The sequence below is a fragment of the Escherichia sp. MOD1-EC4550 genome, assembly GCF_963876935.1.
Taxonomy (GTDB): Bacteria; Pseudomonadota; Gammaproteobacteria; order Enterobacterales; family Enterobacteriaceae; genus Escherichia; species Escherichia coli_F.
Genome location: NZ_CAWNSE010000001.1, coordinates 443,259 through 464,992, shown reverse-complemented (window position 1 = coordinate 464,992; position 21,734 = coordinate 443,259). Strand labels below are relative to the sequence as shown.

Annotated in this window: 19 protein-coding genes; 8 read left to right on the top strand and 11 right to left on the bottom strand. The window is 51.1% G+C overall.

The genetic code is table 11. From position 1 onward, the window contains the following. Positions 1-20: 20 nt before the first annotated feature. Both lysP and yieE read right to left on the bottom strand, forming a co-directional pair. Positions 21-1,490, bottom strand: a complete 1,470-nt coding sequence (gene lysP / locus AACU19_RS02120) for a lysine-specific permease (protein ID WP_000253276.1) — start codon at positions 1,488-1,490, stop codon at positions 21-23. Between the two features lie 204 nt (positions 1,491-1,694). Then, positions 1,695-2,576 (bottom strand): DNA-binding transcriptional regulator YeiE, encoded by an 882-nt coding sequence (yieE, locus tag AACU19_RS02115; RefSeq protein WP_000548294.1) that lies wholly within the window; start codon positions 2,574-2,576, stop codon positions 1,695-1,697. A 98-nt stretch (positions 2,577-2,674) separates the two neighbouring features. Between yieE and AACU19_RS02110 the strand changes: the two genes are divergently transcribed. The 3 genes from AACU19_RS02110 (at position 2,675) to AACU19_RS02100 (ending at position 5,746) form a co-directional block, all read left to right on the top strand. After that, entirely contained in the window at positions 2,675-3,724 is a 1,050-nt protein-coding gene (locus AACU19_RS02110) for a YeiH family protein (protein WP_032303367.1), read from the top strand. A 73-nt stretch (positions 3,725-3,797) separates the two neighbouring features. After that, positions 3,798-4,655 (top strand): deoxyribonuclease IV, encoded by an 858-nt coding sequence (gene nfo, locus AACU19_RS02105; protein WP_000873890.1) that lies wholly within the window; start codon positions 3,798-3,800, stop codon positions 4,653-4,655. A gap of 2 nt (positions 4,656-4,657) precedes the next feature. Then, positions 4,658-5,746 carry a sugar kinase gene (locus AACU19_RS02100; protein ID WP_001064991.1) on the top strand — a complete coding sequence of 363 codons (1,089 nt, stop codon included), beginning with the start codon at positions 4,658-4,660 and terminating at the stop codon, positions 5,744-5,746. A 55-nt stretch (positions 5,747-5,801) separates the two neighbouring features. Here the strand turns inward: AACU19_RS02100 and AACU19_RS02095 are convergent, their stop codons facing one another. Next, a complete protein-coding gene (locus AACU19_RS02095) occupies positions 5,802-7,052 on the bottom strand; it encodes a NupC/NupG family nucleoside CNT transporter (RefSeq protein ID WP_105278016.1) in 1,251 nt (416 codons plus the stop codon). A 99-nt stretch (positions 7,053-7,151) separates the two neighbouring features. After that, positions 7,152-8,093, bottom strand: coding sequence for a ribosylpyrimidine nucleosidase (gene rihB / locus AACU19_RS02090; RefSeq protein WP_089575610.1), 942 nt, complete (start codon positions 8,091-8,093; stop codon positions 7,152-7,154). A 129-nt stretch (positions 8,094-8,222) separates the two neighbouring features. Between rihB and AACU19_RS02085 the strand changes: the two genes are divergently transcribed. Next, entirely contained in the window at positions 8,223-8,921 is a 699-nt protein-coding gene (locus AACU19_RS02085) for a transcriptional regulator YeiL (protein ID WP_105278015.1), read from the top strand. Positions 8,922-8,991: 70 nt separating this feature from the next. Here AACU19_RS02085 and AACU19_RS02080 read toward each other — a convergent pair whose 3' ends face one another. From AACU19_RS02080 to fruB, 6 genes are all read right to left on the bottom strand, one after another. Further along, positions 8,992-10,242 carry a NupC/NupG family nucleoside CNT transporter gene (locus AACU19_RS02080; protein ID WP_000353869.1) on the bottom strand — a complete coding sequence of 417 codons (1,251 nt, stop codon included), beginning with the start codon at positions 10,240-10,242 and terminating at the stop codon, positions 8,992-8,994. 93 nt (positions 10,243-10,335) lie between these two features. Next, positions 10,336-11,274: a pseudouridine-5'-phosphate glycosidase gene (psuG, locus tag AACU19_RS02075; protein ID WP_001292440.1), complete on the bottom strand. Its 939-nt coding sequence runs from the start codon at positions 11,272-11,274 to the stop codon at positions 10,336-10,338. Continuing rightward, positions 11,262-12,203, bottom strand: a complete 942-nt coding sequence (locus AACU19_RS02070; RefSeq protein ID WP_001208127.1) for a pseudouridine kinase — start codon at positions 12,201-12,203, stop codon at positions 11,262-11,264. The genes psuG and AACU19_RS02070 overlap by 13 nt, the downstream gene beginning before the upstream one ends. Positions 12,204-12,626: 423 nt before the next feature. Continuing rightward, the gene (gene fruA, locus AACU19_RS02065) at positions 12,627-14,318 is read right to left on the bottom strand and encodes a PTS fructose transporter subunit IIBC (RefSeq protein ID WP_105278014.1); all 1,692 of its coding nucleotides are present in this window, start codon (positions 14,316-14,318) and stop codon (positions 12,627-12,629) included. Positions 14,319-14,334: 16 nt separating this feature from the next. Beyond that, positions 14,335-15,273, bottom strand: coding sequence for a 1-phosphofructokinase (gene fruK, locus AACU19_RS02060; protein WP_000091263.1), 939 nt, complete (start codon positions 15,271-15,273; stop codon positions 14,335-14,337). After that, positions 15,273-16,403, bottom strand: coding sequence for a fused PTS fructose transporter subunit IIA/HPr protein (gene fruB / locus AACU19_RS02055; RefSeq protein WP_000487253.1), 1,131 nt, complete (start codon positions 16,401-16,403; stop codon positions 15,273-15,275). The genes fruK and fruB overlap by 1 nt, the downstream gene beginning before the upstream one ends. A gap of 367 nt (positions 16,404-16,770) precedes the next feature. Here fruB and setB point away from each other — a divergent pair, with 367 nt between their 5' ends. Continuing rightward, entirely contained in the window at positions 16,771-17,952 is a 1,182-nt protein-coding gene (gene setB, locus AACU19_RS02050; RefSeq protein WP_000551977.1) for a sugar efflux transporter SetB, read from the top strand. Here setB and AACU19_RS02045 read toward each other — a convergent pair. Beyond that, positions 17,949-18,203 (bottom strand): YkgJ family cysteine cluster protein, encoded by a 255-nt coding sequence (locus AACU19_RS02045; protein ID WP_000389030.1) that lies wholly within the window; start codon positions 18,201-18,203, stop codon positions 17,949-17,951. The genes setB and AACU19_RS02045 overlap by 4 nt on opposite strands. Positions 18,204-18,357: 154 nt before the next feature. Between AACU19_RS02045 and yeiP the strand changes: the two genes are divergently transcribed. The 3 genes from yeiP to yeiR all read left to right on the top strand — a co-directional run bounded on the left by yeiP (position 18,358) and on the right by yeiR (position 21,723). Beyond that, the gene (gene yeiP, locus AACU19_RS02040) at positions 18,358-18,930 is read left to right on the top strand and encodes an elongation factor P-like protein YeiP (protein WP_001136827.1); all 573 of its coding nucleotides are present in this window, start codon (positions 18,358-18,360) and stop codon (positions 18,928-18,930) included. Positions 18,931-19,152: 222 nt separating this feature from the next. Beyond that, positions 19,153-20,619: a mannitol dehydrogenase family protein gene (locus AACU19_RS02035; protein ID WP_032184621.1), complete on the top strand. Its 1,467-nt coding sequence runs from the start codon at positions 19,153-19,155 to the stop codon at positions 20,617-20,619. A 117-nt stretch (positions 20,620-20,736) separates the two neighbouring features. Beyond that, positions 20,737-21,723, top strand: coding sequence for a zinc-binding GTPase YeiR (gene yeiR, locus AACU19_RS02030; RefSeq protein WP_000198812.1), 987 nt, complete (start codon positions 20,737-20,739; stop codon positions 21,721-21,723). Positions 21,724-21,734 lie beyond the last annotated feature (11 nt).

The window sequence follows — 21,734 nt, the reverse complement described above, 5'->3', positions numbered from 1 at the left end:
TAGCAAAGAAGGGAGGAAACTTATTTCTTATCGTTCTGCGGGAACTTCATTTCGCTGTAGCGTACGAAGTGAGTTCCTTTAATCAGCTTGTATCCGAACCAGATAATCAGGAACAGCGGGATACCAATATATGTTGCCGCTACGCCGCCCCAGTCAATGGTGTCTTTCAGGAACGCTTCGTAGTTCTGGCCCAAAGTAATAATCAGACACAGAATGAATGCGAAGATCGGCCCCAGTGGGAAGAAGCCTGAACGGTACGGCAGATCGTTAATGTCGTGTCCCTGCAATACGTAACCGCGACGGAAGCGGTAGTGGCTAATCGCAATCCCCAGCCAGGCAATAAAGCCTGTCATACCAGAGGTGTTCAGCAACCACAGGTATACCGTCTGGTTACCAAACATCGAGGTCAGGAAGCACAGACCGGCAATCACCGTCGTCGCATACAGCGCGTTACGCGGCACGCCACCACGCGACAATTTAGCGAAAATGCGCGGCGCTTTACCGTCACACGCCAGGGTGTACAACATACGAGTAGACGCATACATACCGGAGTTACCCGCTGACAGCACCGCCGTCAGAATAACAGCGTTCATCACCGCCGCCGCAGAGAGCAGACCCGCGTGTTGGAATACCAGGGTGAACGGACTGACGCTGATGTCTTTCACATCATTACGCAGTAGGCTCGGATCGGTGTACGGAATAATCAGGCTGATGATCAGGATCGCGAACACATAGAACAACAGGATTCGCCAGAACACCTGACGTACCGCGCGTGGAATGTTTTTCGCCGGATCTTCGGACTCGCCTGCAGCAATACCGATCAGCTCGGTTCCCTGGAAAGAGAAGCCGACAATCATAGCTACGCCGATCATCGCCGCAAAACCACCAGCAAACGGTGCTTCGCCGATTGTCCAGTTGCTCCAGCCCGCAGGCTGTGCGCCTTTGAAGATACCGATAATCATCAGCACGCCGACAACAATAAAGACAATAACCGTCGTAACCTTGATCAGTGAGAACCAGTATTCTGCTTCACCAAAGCCACGGACCGAAATGTAGTTCAGCAGGAAGATAACGCCGAGGAACAGCGCACTCCAGATCCAACCGGGTGTATCCGGGAACCACCAGCTCATAACCAGCTGCGCAGCAACCAGGTCAACGGCGATAGTCACCGCCCAGTTGTACCAGTAGTTCCAGCCCAGCGCGAAGCCAAAGCCTTCTTCAACATAGTTCTGACCGTAAGTGGCAAACGAACCGGAAACCGGCATATATGCGGCCAGTTCACCGAGACTGGTCATCAGGAAGTAAACCATCAGGCCAATCAACATATACGAGAGCAATGCCCCGCCCGGACCTGCCTGAGAAATCGTTGCGCCAGAGGCAACAAAAAGACCTGTACCGATGGAACCGCCAATGGCAATCATCGTCAGGTGACGCGCCTTTAATTCACGGCGTAAGCCCGGCGCTTCTGTGGTTTTAGTTTCGGAAACCATACAAAAATGCTATCCATCTTAAAAATGAGGCGCGATTGTAGCAGACGATTGGCAATCCTTCCGGCAGAAATACACGGTTATAAGACACCTTCATGATCGCCCCGGGATTATAAGTAAAGCAGCCAATCTCTTTTCTGGCGAATGCATGCTGCGGGCGCTGCGTCACGAAATCGACACAGCACCAGCATGTTCTTGTACAGCAACTTAACGCGGTACATTCGCGGGATCGCAATAGTCCAGAAAGCGCCGAAGCGCGTTGGAAAGGTGTTTTTGCCGATGATGGATACGCCACAACGTGCGCATCAAGCGCGGCAGAGGGACCGCAACTTCACTTAACGTGCCTGCCTGCAATTGATCTTCAATGACCCGTCGCGACAGGCAACTAATTCCCAATCCATGACGCACCGCATGTTTGATTGCCTCGGAGTTACCTAACTCCATCGCCATCTCAAACTTCGGTAAATGTGACAGCAACAGATAATCGACAATCTCCCGCGTGCCGGAACCGCGTTCACGCAGGATCCACGGCGCAGCGGCCAGCTGCTCTAAGGTGACCGGACCACGAGCCAACGGCGAAGTCGGCGCGGCGAAAACCACCAGTTCGTCTTCCAGCCACGGTTCAGAGATGATTTCAGTGCTGTGGCACGGGCCTTCAATAAAGCCAATATCAACGCGGAAATCCAGCACCGCTTGCATCACGTCCTGGCTGTTCCCAACGCTAAGTTCAATCGGCAACTGCGGATAATCATGGCGATAACGGGCGATAACTGCAGGCAGAATGTAGTTACCGATAGTACTACTGGCATAGATACGAATCGCGCCGTTGTCTTCGCGAAACAGTTGTTCGATTTCAACCGCCTGTTCAAGCAGTGCCAACGCTCGCGGATAGAGCAGCCGCCCGTGTTCATTAACAACCAGTCTTTTCCCCACGCGATCAAACAGTTGCACGCCAAGCTGCCCTTCCAGGTCAGTCAAGGCTGCGCTCACTGCTGATTGCGACAACGCCAGCATCACCGACGCTTGGGTGGTTGATCCACTTTTCAATACTTCTGCAAAAACTTCCAACTGCCGGAGGGTGATGTGCATAGTCGCTTACCACTTATAAAGATTGATTATAAATATATAATCAATTTTATTTTTAAACCAGTTAGTCGTAACCTTATACCCGGTTAAAGGAGAGGGTTATGACGAATATCACCTTACAGAAACAACATCGTACACTGTGGCATTTTATTCCGGGGTTAGCCCTGAGTGCAGTTATCACCGGGGTCGCCCTGTGGGGTGGTTCCATTCCCGCGGTTGCGGGTGCCGGGTTTAGTGCCCTCACCCTCGCAATCTTGTTGGGGATGGTTTTAGGCAACACCATCTATCCGCGCATCTGGAAAAGCTGTGACGGTGGCGTGCTGTTTGCCAAGCAATATTTATTACGTCTGGGTATCATTCTTTATGGCTTCCGTCTGACGTTCTCGCAAATTGCCGATGTCGGTATCAGTGGGATCATCATTGACGTGCTGACGCTGTCCAGTACCTTCCTGCTGGCTTGTTTCCTGGGGCAGAAAGTGTTTGGTCTGGATAAGCACACCAGCTGGTTGATCGGTGCCGGTAGCAGTATCTGTGGTGCTGCCGCGGTACTGGCGACTGAGCCGGTAGTGAAAGCGGAAGCCAGTAAAGTAACCGTGGCTGTTGCAACCGTTGTTATCTTCGGGACCGTCGCGATTTTCCTCTACCCGGCGATATATCCGCTGATGTCTCAATGGTTTAGTCCGGAAACTTTCGGTATCTACATTGGTTCTACTGTGCACGAAGTGGCGCAGGTGGTGGCGGCAGGTCATGCCATCAGCCCGGATGCAGAAAACGCAGCAGTTATTTCCAAAATGCTGCGCGTGATGATGCTGGCTCCGTTCCTCATCCTGCTGGCGGCGCGTGTTAAACAGCTGTCTGGGGCGAACAGCGGCGAGAAAAGCAAAATCACTATTCCGTGGTTTGCCATCTTGTTCATCGTAGTTGCCATCTTTAACTCGTTCCACCTGTTACCGCAGAGCGTAGTGAATATGCTGGTAACGCTGGATACCTTCCTGCTGGCAATGGCGATGGCGGCGCTGGGTCTGACCACTCACGTCAGCGCGCTGAAAAAAGCCGGGGCGAAACCTCTGCTGATGGCTCTGGTACTGTTTGCCTGGCTGATTGTTGGTGGTGGTGCGATTAACTATGTGATTCAAAGCGTCATCGCATAAACCACTACATCTTGCTCCTGTTAACCCGCTATCATTACCGTTTTCCTCCAGCGGGTTTAACAGGAGTCCTCGCATGAAATACATTGGAGCGCACGTTAGTGCTGCTGGCGGTCTGGCAAATGCCGCAATTCGCGCCGCTGAAATCGACGCAACCGCGTTTGCCTTGTTCACCAAAAACCAACGTCAGTGGCGTGCCGCACCGCTCACGACGCAAACCATCGATGAATTCAAAGCCGCCTGTGAAAAATATCACTACACATCGGCGCAAATTCTTCCCCACGACAGTTATCTGATTAACCTCGGACATCCAGTCACCGAAGCCCTGGAGAAATCACGCGATGCGTTTATAGATGAAATGCAGCGTTGCGAACAGCTGGGGCTTTCTTTGCTCAACTTCCACCCTGGCAGCCATCTGATGCAGATTTCAGAAGAGGATTGCCTTGCGCGTATTGCCGAATCCATCAACATTGCGCTGGATAAAACTCAAGGTGTGACAGCGGTGATTGAAAATACCGCCGGTCAGGGCAGCAACTTAGGGTTTAAATTCGAACATCTCGCGGCGATTATCGACGGCGTGGAAGATAAATCCCGCGTCGGCGTCTGCATTGATACCTGCCATGCTTTCGCTGCCGGGTATGATTTGCGTACTCCAGCCGAATGCGAGAAAACGTTCGCGGATTTTGCCCGTATTGTCGGCTTTAAGTATCTGCGCGGGATGCACCTTAACGATGCGAAAAGCACCTTTGGCAGCCGCGTTGACCGCCATCATAGCCTCGGTGAAGGCAATATCGGTCATGATGCGTTCCGCTGGATCATGCAGGACGACCGTTTCGACGGAATTCCGCTGATCCTTGAAACCATCAACCCGGATATCTGGGCAGAAGAGATCGCCTGGCTGAAAGCGCAACAAACTGAAAAAGCGGTAGCCTGAAGATGAATAACCGGGAGAAGGAGATCCTTGCAATATTAAGGCGTAACCCGCTGATTCAGCAGAACGAAATTGCGGATATGCTGCAAATCAGCCGTTCGCGTGTTGCAGCGCATATTATGGATTTAATGCGCAAAGGTCGGATTAAAGGCAAAGGTTACATTCTCACCGAGCAGGAATACTGCGTAGTGGTGGGGACAATCAATATGGATATTCGCGGGATGGCGGATATCCGTTACCCGCAAGCGGCTTCTCATCCCGGTACAATTCATTGCTCGGCAGGCGGCGTTGGACGCAATATCGCCCACAATCTGGCGCTGTTAGGCCGCGACGTCCATTTGCTTTCAGTGATTGGCGATGACTTTTATGGCGAAATGCTCCTGGAAGAAACGCGCCGCGCCGGCGTGAATGTCTCCGGCTGCGTTCGTTTACATGGTCAAAGCACATCGACGTATCTGGCAATTGCCAATCGAGACGATCAAACCGTGCTGGCGATTAACGATACCCATCTGCTGGATCAGTTGACACCGCAACTACTGAACGGGTCGCGCGATTTACTTCGTCATGCGGGCGTGGTACTGGCTGATTGCAACCTGACAGCCGAGGCGCTGGAGTGGGTCTTTACCCTCGCTGATGAAATCCCGGTGTTTGTCGATACCGTTTCAGAATTCAAAGCGGGCAAAATCAAACACTGGCTGGCGCATATTCACACTCTGAAACCCACTTTGCCGGAGCTGGAAATTTTATGGGGCCAGCCGATAACCCGCGATGCTGATCGTAATGCCGCAGTGAATGCGTTGCATCAGCAAGGCGTTCAGCAACTGTTTGTTTATTTGCCCGATGAGTCTGTTTATTGCAGCCAAAAGGATGGCGAACAATTTTTGCTGACTGCGCCAGCGCATACGACGGTAGACAGTTTTGGTGCTGACGATGGTTTTATGGCGGGCCTGGTGTATAGCTTTCTGGAAGGAAGCAGTTTCCGTGATAGTGCCCGTTTTGCGATGGCCTGCGCGGCAATTTCACGCGCCAGCGGCAGCTTAAACAACCCTACCCTGTCTGCCGATAACGCGCTTTCATTAGTGCCGATGGTGTAACAATCTTGCCGGATTCGACGCTTGACCGCGTCTTATCCGGCTCATAACTCGCGCACTACGCTAAGCCAATAAAGAATCCTGCAATGGTGGCACTCATCAGGTTAGAAAGTGTCGCCGCCGCCAGCGCGCGTAAACCAAGCTGGGCGATTTCCGGCGCACGGTGTGGCGCAACCGCAGAAAATGCGCCAACCACCACCCCGATAGAACCAAAGTTAGCGAAACCGCACAACGCGAAGGAAATAATCGCCACGGTTTTAGCATCCAGAGTGCCAGCTGTTTGCAGATAAGGTGAGAAATTGAGGTAAGCGACAAATTCATTAATCGCCAGTTTCTGTCCAATCAAACTCCCGGCAAGATTCGCATCACTCCAGTCAACCCCCATCACCCACGCCAGCGGAGCCAACAGGTAACCTAAAATGGACTCCAGCGAGGCATGTTCAAAACCAAACCAGCCGCCAACGCCGCCGATAATACCGTTAATCAACGCAATTATTGCAACAAATGCCATCACCACTGTCGCCACACCTGCGGCGATTTTCAGCCCGGTCATTGCCCCTGTAGCGGCGGCTACAATAATGCTTTTTGGCGGTGTTTCGGTGAAAGAGAGGTTATTAAAGGAAACCTGCGAAGATTCCGTAGCCGGACTTAACATGCGGGCAAACAAGATCCCGCCAGGGATAGCCATTAACGATGCCGCCAGCAGATATTCCACAGGCACGCCCAGTGCGGCGTAACCAATCATTGTCGAACCAGCAATCGAGGCCATCCCGCTACAAATCGCTGTAAATAATTCATTGCGATTCAGACGATCGATAAAGGGTTTAACGATTGCCGGAATTTCGTTTTGCCCGAGGAAAATGGTAGTGACCGCGACGAATGACTCGATCTTGCTGATATTCAATGCTTTCTGGAATATACCGCCGAGAATGCGAATTAAGATCCCCATCACACCGATGTAGTAGAGAATACTCACCAGTGCAGTGACGAAGATAATTGCCGGTAATACCCTGAAACCAAAGATAAATCCTGCGCCATCAAATAAGGTGTCCATTTTCGGTCCGACCAGAGAACCGAAGATAAAAGCGCTACCTGCATCGCTGTACGCCATCACTTTATGGACGCCAAAAGCGACTTTTTCTGCGACCCAACGCCCTGGTGGTAACCAAAGCATAATGCCGCCAATCACGACCTGTAATACCAGCGCCGCACCGACAGTACGCAGGCTGATCTTCTTCTTGTTTACTGACAGCAAACACGCAATTGCCAGCAGTACCACCATTCCCAGAACACTTCTCATGACATCCATAGTTATTATCTCTTCATGTCATTTTGGGCGACGGCTCTCTGCCCATCAGAAATAGCCAGGCTTGCATCCAGCGACACCGGCCCGGCTTGATATCAACACTTAGTGGGTTTTGATGTAGCCGCGCACGCACTCTTCGACTAATCCCCAGAACCAGTCGGTATCAATAGTGATGCCGACTTTGGTATTGGCGGGCTTGCCAAGAACGCCCAGCTCGTCGCAGACGGTACGCCCGTAACAAGGGCCACTGTTAACGTCCACTTCGACGTACATATCCTGGGTTTTTATGCCATCAGGGTTAATCAGATAGCCGATACAGGTGGCGTCGTGCACCGGGCCGCCAGCCAGACCGTAGTTTTCGAACTGGGTTTTCAGAGTGAAGTTCATGATGTCGCTGAACAACTCTCCGGCAGGGCCGCCTGCTCTTTCCATCCGAGCAATCACGTCCGGAGTGCAAACGGTCTGGTTGGTGAGATCGAGGCCCATCATCACTAATGGAACGCCGGAGGTGAACACCACTCGCGCCGCTTCCGGGTCAGCAAAGATGTTGAACTCGGCAGAAGGGGTGAAGTTGCCAGTACCGTAAGCGCCGCCCATTAGCACAATTTCACGGATTTTTGGCAGGATTGCGGGTTGCATACGCATTGCCACCGCGATATTTGAAAGCGGACCAACCGGCACCAGAGTGATATCGCCATCGCTTGCCATCAGGGTATCGATGATATATTTCACCGCATGGGTGTTTTCTGCCTGACGAGTCAGCGGTTCGAATACCGGGCCATCCAGTCCGGTTTCACCGTGAATATTATCAGCAACGATTTGTTGACGCATAATGGGTTGCGGCATCCCCGCATAAACCGGAACATTAATCTCCAGTTTCTGGCAAACATTCAGGCCATTAATTAATGTTTTATCGAGGGTTTGATTCCCCGCCACAATAGTGATACCTAATAAATCAATCGCCGGATGTTTCGCGGCCATCATTATGGCAATAGCATCATCATGACCCGGATCACAATCCAGAATAATTTTTCTCTTTTCCATTGTTTATTTCCTCTGTTTCCAGTTGCGTTATTTTTTCTACAGCAAAGAAAATTCGACCGGGCCGATGATTGAATCTTAACAACAGCGTACGTATGCTAAATATGAGAAATCTCATAGCGGATAAACATCGTGAATGAAATCCACAATAATGTTCTTAAGCAGCAATTGATGAGTGAGTCCGCGTATAAGGATTGCTTTTCAACGGATGTTTCAGCCGATACACGGCTGTTTCATTTTTTAGCGCGTGACTACATTGTGCAGGAAGGGCAACAGCCGTTATGGCTGTTTTACCTGACGCGAGGCCGCGCCAGGCTTTACGCCACGCTTGCCAATGGTCGCGTGTCGCTGATCGATTTCTTTGCCGCCCCCTGTTTTATTGGTGAGATTGAGTTAATCGATAAAGACCATGAACCACGTGCGGTGCAGGCGATTGAAGAGTGTTGGTGCCTTGCACTCCCGATGAAACATTACCGTCCGCTGTTATTAAACGACACGCTATTTTTACGAAAACTCTGCGTTACTTTAAGCCATAAAAATTATCGCAATATTGTTTCTTTAACTCAGAATCAATCATTTCCGTTAGTGAATCGCCTGGCAGCTTTTATATTACTCTCGCAGGAAGGTGATCTTTATCAAGAAAAGCATACGCAAGCGGCAGAGTATTTGGGCGTTTCTTATCGACATCTTTTATATGTTCTCGCGCAATTCATTCATGACGGTTTATTAATTAAAAGCAAGAAAGGGTATCTGATTAAAAACAGAAAGCAGTTGTTAGGGCTGGCGCTGGAGATGGACCCGGAGAATAAATTCTCCGGGATGATGCAGTAAAAAATAATCTGGAATAGTACGCGATTACCGGGTGCAACGCTTAATAAGCGCGTACATCCGGTAATGAAACTCAAGCTAAACCAATAAAGAACCCAGCAATGGTCGCGCTCATCAGGTTGGAAAGCGTTGCTGCTGCCAACGCCCGTAACCCAAGCTGAGCGATTTCCGGCGCGCGTTTTGGCGAAATAGCCGAAAACGCCCCAACGACAACACCGATAGAACCAAAGTTAGCAAAACCACAAAGCGCAAAGGAGATAATCGCAATGGTTTTCACTTCCAGCGTGCCGCCCGTTTGCAGGTATGGGGAGAAACTCAGGTAAGCGACGAATTCGTTAATCGCCAGTTTCTGCCCAATCAGGCTACCCGCAAGGTTGGCATCACTCCAGTCCACGCCCATGATCCACGCCAGCGGTGCCAGCACATAGCCAAAAATACTTTCCAGAGAGGCATTGGAAAAACCAAACCAGCCACCAATTCCGCCGATAATGCCGTTGATCAGCGCAATAATTGCCACAAACGCCATTACCACCGTCGCCACACCAGCGGCGATTTTCAACCCGGTCATCGCACCGCTCGCCGCCGCTTCGATAAAGCTTTTTGGCGGCGTTTCGCTGAACGACAGATTTTCAAATGTCACCTGCGAAGGCTCGGTGGCTGGGCTAAGAATACGTGCAAACAAAATACCACCAGGGATCGCCATCAGCGATGCCGCTAACAGGTAGTCAATTGGTACGCCCATTCCGGCATAACCAATCATCATCGAACCGGCAATGGACGCCATCCCGCTACAAATTGCCGTAAATAGCTCGTTGCGATTCATGCGATCGATAAACGGTTTAACGATCGCCGGGATCTCATTTTGCCCGAGGAAAATAGTGGTAACCGCAACAAAAGATTCGATTTTGCTGATGTTGAGGGCTTTCTGAAAAATACTGCCAAGAATGCGGATTAGCAGCCCCATCACGCCAATGTAGTACAGCAGGCTGATGAGCGCTGTGACGAAAATAATTGCCGGAAGTACGCGAAAGGCGAAGATAAAGCCCGCGCCATCAAACAGGACATCCATTTTCGGCCCAACCAGCGAACCAAAAATGAAGGCGCTACCGGCATCACTGTAAGACATCACTTTATGCACGCCTAATGCCGCCTGCTCTACTGCCCATTTTCCCGGTGGGAAGTAGAGCATAATGCCACCAATAGCGATTTGCAGCAGCAATGCAGCCCCGACCGTGCGTATGCTGATACCTTTTTTATTCACTGACAATAAGAATGCAATTGCCAGCAATACCACCATACCCACCAAACTTCTCATTATATCCATAATGATTTTCCTTTCATGCCAGTAAACCCGGCGCTAGCGCCAGGTTTTGGTATGTATGATCAGTACGGGCGACGGCTTTCTGCCCGTCAGAAATTAACCCGCGAGACGCTGGTATTCTTTGGCAATTTCGCTCGCCAGAATGGCGTTGTTGAACACCAGTTGGATGTTGGATTTCAGGCTGTCACCACCGGTCAGTTCAGCAACACGAGCCAGCAGGAACGGTGTGCTTTCTTTACCAATAACGCCCTGCTCTTCGGCTTCGGCGACAGCTTGATCTATGGCTGCATTGATAGATTCCTCCGGCATCGCAAACTGCTCCGGGATCGGATTCGCCACTACCAGGCCGCCGTTCAAACCGGTTTGCCATTTCACTGCCATTGCACGAGCGATTTCCGTGGCACTATCAAGGCGAATACTGACTTCAAATGGGCTGGTACGGCAGAAAAACGCAGGCAGCGCTTTTGTCTGATAGCCAATTAACGGTACACCGAAGGTTTCTAAATATTCTGTTGTTAATCCTAAATCGAGAATAGATTTTGCACCGGCACAAACAACGGTGACATTAGTATTTGCCAGTTCCTGTAAATCGGCAGAAATATCGAATGTATGTTCCGCACCGCGATGCACACCACCAATCCCCCCCGTTGCAAATACTTTAATTCCTGCCAGTGCCGCGATAATCATCGTTGAAGCAACGGTGGTCGCGCCATTTTTTCCTGCGGCAACGACAAAAGGTAAATCACGGCGACTGACTTTCGTCACGTTATGTCCTTCACGGCCTAACAATTCAATTTCTTCTTTGCTCAAACCTACTTTCATGACACCACCAATAATGGCGATTGTTGCAGGTACAGCACCGTGCTTACGAATTGTGTCTTCTACTTCAATTGCCGTCTCAGCATTTTGCGGGAATGGCATCCCGTGAGAAATAATTGTCGATTCCAGTGCCACAACCGGTTTTTTGTTTTTTAAAGCGTCCTGCACTTCCGGGGAAATTTGTAATAATTCAGGGGAAATTTTTAATTCAGACATTCTGCGTTCTCCACTAACGATATAACGTTGGCAATCGATAAATCGGGGTTATTGGTGTATTCACAGGAGAGCGCCATTGACGAACATCCCTGTGCGAAACGAACAGATTCGGCAAACGGCATTCCGTCTACCCAACACGAAGCAAGTCCCGCCATCATGGCATCGCCCGCTCCGGTAACATTAATGACATTGGTTTTAATCGGCGCAGACCAACCACTTTCACCGCCGATATCACTGTAATAAACACCATCACCGCCCATGCTCAGCACCAGGCGGTTCAGGCCATGTTGATGGAACCAGGCGGCAACCTTTGCCACATCTTCACGCCCTGACAGCGCAATCCCACTCAGGGTTTCCGCTTCAAGGCGGTTTGGCTTGAGAGTGTGGATCAGATTTAGACGGTCGCGCACTTTGACACATTTCCACGCAGAAACAGGATCGACAAATATGGGTACGTTGGCGGCATTATCCAGAATCCATGCCAGTGCCTCTTCACTGATATTACAGTCCGCGACAATGACCTTTGCCCTCTGAATAAATTCACGGTGCTGTGCGAGATATTCAGCTGTAATAGCGTTGCTAATATTCATGTCATTTATAGCAACCAGCATTTCACCGGTATTATCGAGTAATGATAAATAGCTCGACGTATTTTCTCCCGGCACAATCAGGCATTTATCGACATAAACGCCAGATTGATTGGTTTGCGTTAGCAGCGATTGACCATAAAAATCACTGCCTACGGCGCTCAGTAGCCAGGCTTTATTACCCAGCAACGCCAGGTTTTGTGCAATATTGCGCCCTACCCCACCAGGCGTAAATTTTATTTTACCTGGATTTGAATCCGCATAATTTAATGATTCATGTGAATATCCGGCGACATCAATATTCGCCGAGCCTATAATTACGACATAATCCTTTTCGCGCATAGCACGTCCTCTGGTAAAAAATTACCAACCCTGTCAATCCACAAGAATATAGATACTGCAAAGACGGTTTAAACATGTGTTCATATTTAAACATGTGCTCATAGTATGCATGTTTTACGTAAAGTAAATTGCCGCCAGAGAGGCAAAATGGGCAGATTTGAGCAGGCTCACAAAATGCGATTAAATGCCTGAATTACAAAAGTGAGGAATTTGTGACGGGATGCACAGAACAGGAACACTAAAAAAGGGCAGAAAATAATCTGCCCTTGAGGAAATAACCTTAGTGTTTGATGAACATTTCAGGTTTCTACTGAAAGATAAAACCATTTAAATTCATAAAATTACATTCACAAACTGGTCATTCCCTTTGCGCTCATCAAATGTTACAGGGCAGGAAATTTCTGCCCTGTAACACACCTTTTATTACGCTGCTTTCGCTACTGCGTCCACTTCCGGACGTTTCAGGAAGGCATAGGCCAAACCCGCCACCAGCGTACCGGCAATAATTGCTACCAGGTAACCCAGTACCGGCGTAATAGCGCCAGGGATCAGCAGAACAAACAGACCACCGTGCGGTGCCATCAGTTTCGCACCAATCGCCATTGAGATTGCGCCAGTCAGCGCCCCACCAACGATACAACACGGCAGCACACGCATCGGATCACGAGCAGCAAACGGAATTGCACCTTCCGAAATAAAGCACAGACCAAGAACCAGAGCGGCTTTGCCACCTTCCTGCTGCGCTTTGTCGAATTTGCGACGCGCCACCATTGTTGCCAGACCCATTGCCAGCGGTGGCACCATACCTGCCGCCATAATCGCCGCCATCGGGCCATAGGTTTGAGTACTCAGCAGACCCACACCGAATGCGTACGCTGCTTTATTTACCGGACCGCCCATGTCAGTACACATCATGCCACCGAGGATCGCCCCCAGCAGAACCGCATTCGCAGTCCCCATGGTCTGCAGCCAGTGAGTCAACCCTTCGAGAATGCCAGCAACCGGTTTACCGATCAGGTAGATCATCGCCAGACCGACCACCAGACTGGAAATTAGCGGAATGATCAGGATCGGTTTCAGCGCCTCCATACTCTGTGGCAGTTTCAGTTGCGTACTGATTAACTTCGCAATGTAACCAGCCAGGAAGCCCGCAATAATACCCCCAATGAAGCCAGAACCGGTGCTGACCGCCAGCATACCGCCAATCAGACCCGGCGTGAGACCCGGACGATCGGCAATGGAGAAGGCAATGTAACCTGCCAGTACCGGCACCATCAGCGCAAAGGCTGAACCACCACCAATCTGCATCAGCGCCGCTGCCAACGTACCCGGCTCTTTAAACGCTTCGATACCAAAAGCAAAAGAAAGCGCGATACACAGACCACCTGCAACGACCATCGGCAGCATGTAAGAGACGCCCGTCAGCAAGTGACGGTAAGCGCCTGCACCCTCTTTCTTACCTTCAGTGGTCGCTGTTTGAGCTTTGCCCGCCGGTTCATACGGCGTTGCTTCAGCAACCGCTTTATCCAGTTCCTGCGCGGTTTTCTTCAGCGCCAGACCGGTAGAGGTGCGATACATCGGTTTACCAGCAAATTTCGCCAGATCCACTTCGATATCTGCCGCCACAATCACCAGATCCGCTGCGGCTACTTCTTCAGGGGTGATCGCATTACCCGCGCCAACAGAACCACGGGTTTCAACTTTCACCCACCAGCCACGTTTTTTCGCTTCGGTTTCAATGGCTTCAGCCGCCATAAATGTGTGTGCTACGCCAGTCGGGCAAGCTGTCACCGCAACTACGCGTTTCGGACCTCTGGTGGCAACTGGTGCTGTTGCAGCGACCGGTGCAGTGTAAGGTTTCGCATGGCCTTTGGCTTCACTCAGGAACAGCTCAGGGTGCGCAACTGCCCGGGAAATATCGCCCAGCCAGACATTTTTACCGTTCAGCGCGCTGTCGTTCGGGATGGAATCACCGAGAACAATCGCCATTTCAGCGTCGTTCGGATTGTCGATGATTTCCAGTTTTGCTTTTCGCGCCGCCGCGCCCAGCAGGGTCTTCGCCATATAGGCGCGTGCCTGACCGAGATTAGCGTCAATAATCAGCAGCGTTTTCATTATGCCTCTCCTGCTGTCAGTTAAAAGGTTGTAAGTCGACGCGCGCCATCATTGCGGCCAACTGCGGACGATCGGTAATACCCACATTGCTTTGACTTACCGCCAGGGCTGCAACAGCTGTCGCCAGACGCAGTGTGTGTTCACTGGATTCACGCATCAGCAAGCCATAAATCAGGCCACCAACCATAGAATCCCCTGCGCCAACGGTGCTTACGACATCGACTGACGGTGGTTTGGCGATCCATTCGCCGGAGGCATTAACCCAAAGCGCGCCTTCGGCACCCAGTGAAATAACGACATGCGCGATACCTTGTTCACGCAGCGCATGCGCAGCTTCAATCACATCTTTCATTTCAGGCAGTTTACGGCCCGCCCAGATTTCCAGCTCGCGGCGGTTAGGTTTCACCAGCCACGGTGCCGCTTTCAAACCTGCCACTAACGCTTCACGGCTACTATCAAAGATAATGCAAGGACACTGACTACGCAGGCGAGTCATCCAGTCGGTGAACGCTTCCGGGCTGACGCCTGACGGTAAGCTTCCGCTGACACAGACCATATCGAACTGACCGAGCCAGCTCAGAGAATCAGTCACAAAGCGTTCCCAGTCGGCGGGGGTAACTTCAAAACCCGAGAAGTTGAAGTCGGTCACTTCGCCGTCTTTTTCCGTCAGCTTAACGTTAATTCGGGTGCGCCCCTGTACAACCTGGAAACGGTTGGCAATGCCCAGCTCGCTGAACAGTTGCTGAAAACCATCCTGATTGTCTTTACCGAGGAAGCCGCCAACGGTGACATCAATTCCCAGGTCTTTTAATACTTTGGCCACGTTGATGCCTTTACCCGCCGCATGCAGACCGGTGGTTTTCACCAGGTTCACTTCGCCGCGTTCAATTTCCGGGCAGAAACCAACAAGGTCATAAGCCGGATTAAGGGTGATAGTAGCAACACGTCTGCTCATTATGCGCCCTCCCCAAGACCAGCAGCGATAGCGTCGCCAATGGCTTTCAGCGCCTGCTCAGCATCTGCACCCTGGGCGGTAAAGCGTAGGCGATGACCTTTCTTAACGCCAAGTGCCACAACTTTCATCAGACTACGTCCGTTTGCCGGTTTGCCGGTGCCATCAAGGTTTGTCACGGTAATATCACTGTTAAATTGTTTAATAGTATTAACCAGCATGGTACCTGGACGAGCATGCAGGCCGTGTTCATTGCGCACCACAAACTCCGCGCTTAACACGTCGTCGGTCGGCGCATCATCGCTGGTCAGCAGCGCCAGCAACGTTGCCGCATCCGCTTTCAGCAAACGGTCAGCTTTATTGTCGAGCAACAAATCAGCGAGACGCTTAAGAACCGCGACGGGCTGATCGTCATTCATCGCCACACTCACCAGCATGGCTGCCGTTTCGCCGTCCACATCAAAAGCATTTGCCGCACGGCTTACCGCAATCGCGCTACGCAAATTGCCTTCAGCGCTATCGCTCAGCCAGATGCCCTGTCCGAGGTTCAGCGGTTGTTCATTGATAGCTTTAGTGACGAAGGTGGCGTCAACTGCCCCTGCTTCTTTCAGACGCGCAGCATTAAGCGCCTGAAGCGTCAGCAGATCGCTGGCGACAATATCCAGCGTCAGCATTTCGTTATCGAGCTTCAGCTGCTCACTCTGCTTTTCGCCCATCAGCAATGCGCGAAGTTCTTCTGCTGTCGTTGCTGACTTCAGCTGTTCAGCAACGGAATCATCGCTCAGTACGTGGGTCAGCTGGCGTAACAGACCCAGATGTTCATCCGAGCTGGCAGCAATACCGATCGCCACGTACGCTACCTGGCCGTCACCCCAGGTGACGCCTTCCGGGAACTGAAATACCTGAACGCCGGTTTTCAGCACCTGATCGCGGGTGTCGGTAGTGCCGTGTGGAATAGCAATACCATTGCCGAGGAACGTAGAGGTTTGCTGTTCGCGCGCCAGCATGCCATTGACGTAGCCTTCAGCTACATTACCGGCCTGCACCAGCGCCGCAGCGACCTGGCGAATCGCCTCTTCTTTGTCTCCGGCCTTTTCGCCCGGATGGATGTCCTGTACGGATAACTGGAACATAGTTCTCCTCTCTTGCTGAATTGAAACGATTCAGCTTCTATGAGAAAAAAAGCGCCAACCTAGCTTAGGGTTAAAGACAAGATCGCGCTGAAACGTTTCAAGAAAGCATAATACTTCTGTTTCAGCACGCAAGGAAAGCCGTAAAGTTATGAACAAAAGTTTGATGTGCTGCACAATTTTTTGTCATTTTTCCGAATTGCTGATGGGAAAATCCGTGGTCAGTAATTTCAATTCAGCAGCGTCAGCAGACAATCAGCAACAGTGAAATGGCATTTTGATTATTCGTGGCGCTTTTGATTTTGCTGTCTGTTTATTTACTGACAAGCAGCGTAAACTCCGCGTCTTCATCTTCCAGTGATCGACCAGCATGCATAACTCCCCCGCAGTCTCCAGCGCGAAATCGTTTGACCTGACCTCGACGGCGTTTTTAATCGTTGCCTTTCTCACCGGTATTGCGGGCGCTCTGCAAACCCCGACACTCAGTATTTTCCTTACCGATGAAGTACATGCCCGTCCGGCGATGGTGGGATTCTTCTTTACCGGCAGCGCTGTCATTGGGATTCTGGTCAGTCAGTTTCTCGCCGGGCGCTCTGATAAGCGCGGCGATCGCAAATCGCTGATTGTCTTTTGCTGCCTGTTAGGCGTGCTGGCCTGCACCCTTTTTGCCTGGAATCGCAACTACTTTGTTTTGCTATTCGTTGGCGTCTTTCTTAGCAGCTTTGGCTCGACCGCTAACCCGCAAATGTTTGCCCTTGCACGTGAACATGCCGACAAAACCGGACGTGAGGCGGTGATGTTCAGCTCTTTTTTACGCGCTCAGGTTTCACTGGCATGGGTCATTGGCCCGCCGCTGGCTTATGCCTTAGCGATGGGTTTCAGCTTTACGGTAATGTATCTGAGCGCAGCGGTAGCGTTTATTGTTTGCGGCGTGATGGTGTGGCTGTTTTTACCGTCGATGCAAAAAGAGCTTCCGCTGGCGACCGGCACGGTTGAAGCGCCGCGCCGTAACCGTCGCGATACGCTGCTGCTGTTTGTCATTTGTACATTGATGTGGGGCTCGAACAGCCTGTACATCATCAACATGCCGCTATTTATTATCAACGAACTGCATCTTCCCGAGAAACTGGCCGGTGTGATGATGGGGACCGCCGCCGGGCTGGAAATCCCGACCATGTTGATTGCCGGATATTTTGCCAAACGTCTGGGTAAGCGTTTCTTAATGCGCGTTGCTGCCGTGGGTGGCGTCTGTTTTTACGCAGGAATGCTGATGGCGCATTCACCTGTCATTCTGTTGGGCTTGCAGCTGCTAAATGCTATTTTTATTGGCATTCTGGGCGGCATCGGGATGCTCTATTTTCAGGATTTGATGCCCGGTCAGGCAGGTTCAGCCACCACGCTCTATACCAACACGTCGCGCGTGGGCTGGATCATCGCAGGATCTGTGGCGGGCATCGTCGCCGAGATCTGGAATTATCACGCTGTGTTCTGGTTTGCGATGGTGATGATTATCGCCACTCTGTTTTGCTTACTGCGGATTAAAGATGTTTAAGGCGCGGTCAGCATTTCCAGATCGATAAGCCAGGTCATTGCCTGCTGACGCGAGTTACCGCACATTTCAGCGCTGGCTTGTAAGCCTGCACAGACTTTCGGCCGCAGTGGCGAGGTGAAAATTTTACAGCGTTGCTGTTCATCAAGCTGAATGCAGGGCGTATTGGCGGGCTTGCCATCTGGCATACCGGGAATAGGGCTGGAAATTGAAGGGGCAGTGCAACACGCCCCGCAACCCGGACGGCATTCCATACGTTGTTCTCTTAAGGTTAACCACCGGATTGATGAGCGCGCACAGTACCACCTTTTTTGCACCAGCAAAAGTGCGAATACCACTTGCCCGAAAGGCCCGTCGCGAGTACTTTGTCGCGATATTTTTGACATTTTCGACTACAGGAATTTTTCGATGCCAAGAGCGAACGAAATTAAAAAAGGTATGGTACTGAATTACAACGGCAAACTGCTGCTGGTTAAGGACATTGATATTCAGTCGCCCACTGCCCGCGGTGCCGCTACGCTGTACAAAATGCGTTTTTCTGATGTCCGTACCGGGCTGAAAGTAGAAGAGCGTTTCAAAGGAGATGATATCGTTGACACCGTGACGCTGACCCGCCGTTACGTTGACTTCTCCTATGTCGATGGCAACGAATATGTCTTTATGGATAAAGAAGACTATACCCCGTATACCTTCACCAAAGATCAGATTGAAGAAGAGTTGCTGTTTATGCCTGAGGGCGGCATGCCGGACATGCAGGTGCTGACCTGGGACGGTCAACTGCTGGCGCTTGAGCTGCCGCAGACCGTTGATCTGGAAATCGTTGAAACCGCACCAGGCATCAAAGGGGCATCTGCCAGCGCCCGTAACAAACCGGCGACATTGAGCACTGGTCTGGTGATTCAGGTACCAGAATACTTAAGCCCGGGCGAAAAAATTCGTATCCATATCGAAGAACGCCGTTATATGGGTCGTGCTGACTAACTTCAGCCGCATGCAGAAAAGGGATAGCTCAGGCTGTCCCTTTTTTAATTTATTATACCAATCTTCTATTTTGCGCTTCCTGAATATAGTTCTCCCGTAATATTCACCAGTTCATTGATCGCCCTCACACTTCATCGCATTAACAATCCAGACCAATTTCAATTTCTGTCATATAACTTTACACTGTCATTGTTAATCAATCGTTACTAAGACGTGACTCCTATGAATACAATCGCCTCCGCTACGCTCCCGCCTCAGGTACACGCTCCACGCTACGATCGCCAGCAGTTGCAATCACGTATCGTTCATTTTGGCTTCGGAGCCTTTCACCGCGCACATCAGGCGTTACTGACCGATCGTGTGCTGAATGCCCAGGGCGGCGACTGGGGGATCTGTGAGATCAGCTTGTTCAGCGGCGATCAACTGATGAGCCAGCTCCGCGCACAGAACCATTTATATACCGTGCTGGAGAAAGGTGCGGACGGCAATCAGGCGATAATTGTCGGTGCCGTTCACGAATGCCTGAATGCAAAACTGGATTCCTTAGCGGCAATTATTGAGAAATTTTGCGAGCCACAGGTGGCAATTGTTTCCCTGACGATTACCGAAAAAGGCTATTGTATTGACCCGGCCACCGGTGCACTCGACACCAGCAATCCGCGGATTATTCACGATCTTCAAAATCCTGAAGAACCTCACTCCGCGCCGGGTATTCTCGTCGAAGCACTGAAACGACGCCGTGAACGCGGCCTTGCACCGTTTACCGTACTCTCCTGCGACAATATTCCTGACAATGGCCATGTGGTGAAAAACGCGGTGCAGGGGATGGCGGAAAAACGTTCACCAGAACTCGCCGGGTGGATAAAAGAACACGTCAGTTTTCCGGGAACCATGGTCGACCGTATTGTTCCGGCAGCAACCGACGAATCACTGGCGGAAATCAGCCAACATCTGGGGGTGAATGATCCCTGCGCGATTAGCTGCGAACCGTTTATCCAGTGGGTGGTGGAAGATAACTTCGTCGCTGGGCGTCCTGCCTGGGAAGTCGCAGGTGTACAAATGGTGAATGATGTCCTGCCATGGGAAGAGATGAAACTGCGTATGCTTAATGGCAGCCACTCTTTTCTCGCTTATCTGGGTTACCTCTCAGGATTCGCGCACATCAGTGATTGCATGCAGGATCGCGCATTTCGCCATGCCGCCAGAGCATTAATGCTGGATGAGCAAGCGCCGACACTGCGAATTAAAGATGTCGATTTAACACAATATGCAGATAAGTTAATTGCACGTTTTGCTAACCCGGCGCTGAAACATAAGACCTGGCAAATCGCAATGGATGGTAGCCAGAAATTACCGCAACGTATGCTGGCTGGTATTCGCATACATCTGGCGCGCGAAACGGACTGGTCGTTGCTGGCATTAGGAGTTGCAGGCTGGATGCGTTACGTCAGCGGCGTTGATGATGCCGGAAATGCCATTGATGTTCGCGATCCGCTTAGCGATAAAATTTGCGAACTTGTTGCGGGCAGTAGCAGTGAACAACGCGTAACCGCCCTGCTTTCTCTGCGTGAAGTTTTCGGTGATGATCTGCCAGATAACCCGCATTTTGTGCAGGCTATCGAACAAGCCTGGCAGCAAATCGCACAATTCGGCGCGCATCAGGCGCTATTAAACACCCTCAAAATTTAACGATTTCTGCGGTTAAAGCGGATGAAGCTCGCCTTCGTCCGCTCTCCCCTTCTCTTTTCTGCCTTTTTTAGCCAGGATTAACGCTCAGTTAACTTTTAAGAGTATTGCGGAGCCGTTGTGACCAGGACCAACCTCATCACCGGTTTTCTCGGCAGCGGGAAAACTACGTCGATTCTTCATCTGTTAGCCCATAAAGATCCCAACGAAAAATGGGCGGTACTGGTTAATGAATTTGGGGAAGTCGGAATTGATGGTGCTTTGCTCGCCGATAGCGGCGCATTGTTGAAAGAGATCCCCGGCGGCTGTATGTGCTGCGTTAATGGTTTACCCATGCAGGTAGGGTTGAATACCTTACTGCGTCAGGGAAAACCAGACCGCTTGTTGATAGAGCCGACCGGGCTGGGCCATCCGAAACAGATCCTCGATCTCTTAACCGCGCCCGTGTATGAACCGTGGATAGATCTGCGCGCCACGTTGTGCATTCTCGATCCACGCCTGCTGCTGGACGAAAAAAGCGCCAGCAATGAAAACTTCCGTGACCAGCTGGCTGCCGCAGACATTATTGTCGCCAATAAATCCGACCGTGCGACGCCCGAAAGTGAGCAAGCGCTACAGCGCTGGTGGCAGCAAAATGGTGGCGATCGGCAATTAATTCACAGCGAGCATGGGAAAATTGACGGTCATCTTCTGGATTTGCCACGTCGCAATTTAGCCGAGTTGCCCGCCAGCGCGGCGCATTCTCATCAGCATAGCGTGAAAAAAGGATTAGCAGCGTTAAGCCTGCCAGAGCATCAACGCTGGCGTCGCAGTCTGAACAGTGGACAAGGGCATCAGGCCTGTGGCTGGATATTCGACGCTGATACGGTATTCGACACCATTGGCATTCTGGAATGGGCGCGACTTGCACCGGTGGAACGCGTCAAAGGCGTGATGCGTATTCCCGAAGGGCTGGTGCGAATCAACCGTCAGGGCGATGACCTGCACATTGAAACGCAAAACGTTGCGCCACCGGACAGTCGTATTGAGCTGATTTCCAGCAGCGAAGCTGACTGGAATGCTTTGCAGAGCGCGCTGTTGAAGCTTCGTTTAGCGACTACCGCGTAAGGTTGCCTGCG

Excerpts from the sequence above, each read along its gene's own strand:
- AACU19_RS02095 (WP_105278016.1), bottom strand. The coding sequence starts at position 7,052 with ATGGATGTCATGAGAAGTGTTCTGGGAATGGTGGTACTGCTGGCAATT.
- psuG (WP_001292440.1), bottom strand. The coding sequence starts at position 11,274 with ATGTCTGAATTAAAAATTTCCCCTGAATTATTACAAATTTCCCCGGAA.
- AACU19_RS02110 (WP_032303367.1), top strand. The coding sequence starts at position 2,675 with ATGACGAATATCACCTTACAGAAACAACATCGTACACTGTGGCATTTT.
- AACU19_RS02035 (WP_032184621.1), top strand. The coding sequence starts at position 19,153 with ATGAATACAATCGCCTCCGCTACGCTCCCGCCTCAGGTACACGCTCCA.
- fruA (WP_105278014.1), bottom strand. The coding sequence starts at position 14,318 with ATGAAAACGCTGCTGATTATTGACGCTAATCTCGGTCAGGCACGCGCC.
- AACU19_RS02100 (WP_001064991.1), top strand. The coding sequence starts at position 4,658 with ATGAATAACCGGGAGAAGGAGATCCTTGCAATATTAAGGCGTAACCCG.
- fruB (WP_000487253.1), bottom strand. The coding sequence starts at position 16,403 with ATGTTCCAGTTATCCGTACAGGACATCCATCCGGGCGAAAAGGCCGGA.
- yeiP (WP_001136827.1), top strand. The coding sequence starts at position 18,358 with ATGCCAAGAGCGAACGAAATTAAAAAAGGTATGGTACTGAATTACAAC.
- rihB (WP_089575610.1), bottom strand. The coding sequence starts at position 8,093 with ATGGAAAAGAGAAAAATTATTCTGGATTGTGATCCGGGTCATGATGAT.
- yieE (WP_000548294.1), bottom strand. The coding sequence starts at position 2,576 with ATGCACATCACCCTCCGGCAGTTGGAAGTTTTTGCAGAAGTATTGAAA.
- lysP (WP_000253276.1), bottom strand. The coding sequence starts at position 1,490 with ATGGTTTCCGAAACTAAAACCACAGAAGCGCCGGGCTTACGCCGTGAA.
- AACU19_RS02070 (WP_001208127.1), bottom strand. The coding sequence starts at position 12,203 with ATGCGCGAAAAGGATTATGTCGTAATTATAGGCTCGGCGAATATTGAT.
- AACU19_RS02080 (WP_000353869.1), bottom strand. The coding sequence starts at position 10,242 with ATGGATATAATGAGAAGTTTGGTGGGTATGGTGGTATTGCTGGCAATT.
- fruK (WP_000091263.1), bottom strand. The coding sequence starts at position 15,273 with ATGAGCAGACGTGTTGCTACTATCACCCTTAATCCGGCTTATGACCTT.
- setB (WP_000551977.1), top strand. The coding sequence starts at position 16,771 with ATGCATAACTCCCCCGCAGTCTCCAGCGCGAAATCGTTTGACCTGACC.
- nfo (WP_000873890.1), top strand. The coding sequence starts at position 3,798 with ATGAAATACATTGGAGCGCACGTTAGTGCTGCTGGCGGTCTGGCAAAT.
- AACU19_RS02045 (WP_000389030.1), bottom strand. The coding sequence starts at position 18,203 with ATGGAATGCCGTCCGGGTTGCGGGGCGTGTTGCACTGCCCCTTCAATT.